The following is a 1829-nucleotide window of genomic DNA, read 5'->3' as shown; positions in this document are numbered from 1 at the left end:
GCGGTGCCAGAGCTGACCGAAAAACTCTGACCCGCCGCCAAAGCAAAACCCGAAAAGGCCCGCCAAAAAGGCGGGCCTTTTTGCGTAGGCCGTGTGAGTGGTCGAAATGGCTGCAGCATTCAATGGGTACCCCTAGGATTTGAATCTGTTCGGCCCGTGGACGAGTCCTGTGTCTAAGGTAATTGTGGTGGGTCAACTGGGGGTCCCGATCTTGGTTTGTCGTCCGTCGGCGTCGCCATCAAGAGCGGCAAACATTGCTTCTATCAACAGAATTGTCGCCCGCTTTCAGCATGCGGGAATAGGGCGCGGTGCCAGATCATTGCAAGACGAATTCATCTTTCGGGCCAGGTTCACACGGATTCGATAGCCGCAGCAATTCCTTGGCCACCACCAACACACATGGTGATCAGTGCGCGTTTCTTGCCAGTGCGTTCCAGCTCATAGAGCGCTTTAACAAAGATAATTGCACCCGACGCGCCGATCGGATGACCCAGTGCAATCGCGCCGCCGTTGGGGTTCACCTTGTCATTGTCCAGGCCAAGCGTCCTGCTCACGGCCAAGGCTTGCGCCGCAAAGGCTTCGTTTGACTCGATGACGTCGAAATCCGAGATCGCCAGCCCAGTACGTTTAAACAGCCCGACTACCGCCGGGATCGGCCCGATACCCATGATGTCCGGACGAACCCCCGCGACGTGATAGCCCAGCAGGCGCGCGCGCGGTTTCAATCCGGCAATTGCTGCCGCCTCCGCCGTTGCCAGGACCACTGCCGCTGCACCATCATTGAGACCTGATGCATTCCCGGCCGTCACGGTGCCATTTTTCTGGAAGGCCGGGCGCAGCCTTTTGAGCATTTCGAGCGAGTTTACCTTGGCGTGCTCATCGGTATTAAACGCCACCTTGTCACGTTTTATTTTGACTTCAACCGGGACAATTTGGGATTTGAAGTATCCTTCATTGATTGCCTTAGCGGCGCGCTCTTGGCTTTGCATTGCAAAAGCATCCTGAGCCTCGCGCGTGATATTGTATTCAGCAGCGACATTTTCTGCAGTGACACCCATGTGGCCGGTGCCAAACGGACAGTTGAGCGCGCCAAGCATCATGTCGGTGGCACCGGTGTCCCCCATTTTCTGGCCCCGTCGTACGGCAGGCACGATAAATGGAGACCGGCTCATGTTTTCGCTGCCACCAGCAAGAGCAATCGACGCGTCACCCAGCAACAAAGACTGCGCGGCCGACACAATGGCCTGGAGCCCAGAACCACAAAGCCGATTGACGTTCATTGCCGGCGCTGCCTCTGGAACACCTGCCGCGATAGAAGCCGCGCGACTGAGATACATGTCGCGCGGTTCTGTATTGATCACATGGCCAAAAACGACATTTCCGACCTGCTTGCCGTCGACGCCCGATCGCGCAAGCGCCTCTTTTGCCACGACCGTTCCCAGTTCGATAGGCGACGTGTTCGCAAGCGAGCCGCCGTAAGACCCGATGGCTGTTCGAGCGCCATCCAGAACTACGATGTCAGTCAGGTTTGCTCCGCAAGATCCTATTCATAGTGCCCGGCCGGTATTGCGCCGGCCGAGCACTGTTTCTCAACCTGCCAACAGCACGTTTCCGTATTCTTCGCGCAACTTGTTTTTGAGCACTTTGCCAGTTGCGTTTCGGGGCAATTCTTCGACGAAGATGACCTTGTCGGGCATTTGCCATTTTGCGACCTTGTCGGCGAAGAAGTTGATGACTTCCTGCTCTGATACATCTGCCGTTGGGGCCTTTACCGCCACGAGAACCGGGCGTTCGTCCCACTTTTCGTGTTTTGCGGCAATGGCGGCGGC

2 protein-coding genes are annotated in these 1829 nt (G+C 56.8%); both read right to left on the bottom strand.

The genetic code is table 11. From position 1 onward, the window contains the following. Positions 1-350 precede the first annotated feature (350 nt). Positions 351-1526: an acetyl-CoA C-acyltransferase family protein gene (locus ACP2AV_RS15625; RefSeq protein WP_426373694.1), complete on the bottom strand. Its 1176-nt coding sequence runs from the start codon at positions 1524-1526 to the stop codon at positions 351-353. Positions 1527-1589: 63 nt separating this feature from the next. Beyond that, the coding region (locus ACP2AV_RS15620) for an AMP-binding enzyme (protein ID WP_426373693.1) at positions 1590-1829 on the bottom strand (240 nt) is incomplete at its 5' end.

The sequence above is a fragment of the Aliiroseovarius sp. PTFE2010 genome (genome assembly GCF_049943335.1).
Classification (GTDB): Bacteria; Pseudomonadota; Alphaproteobacteria; order Rhodobacterales; family Rhodobacteraceae; genus JBNFVY01.
The sequence above is the reverse complement of the archived record's forward strand: the minus strand, read 5'-3'. Positions and strand labels throughout refer to the sequence as shown.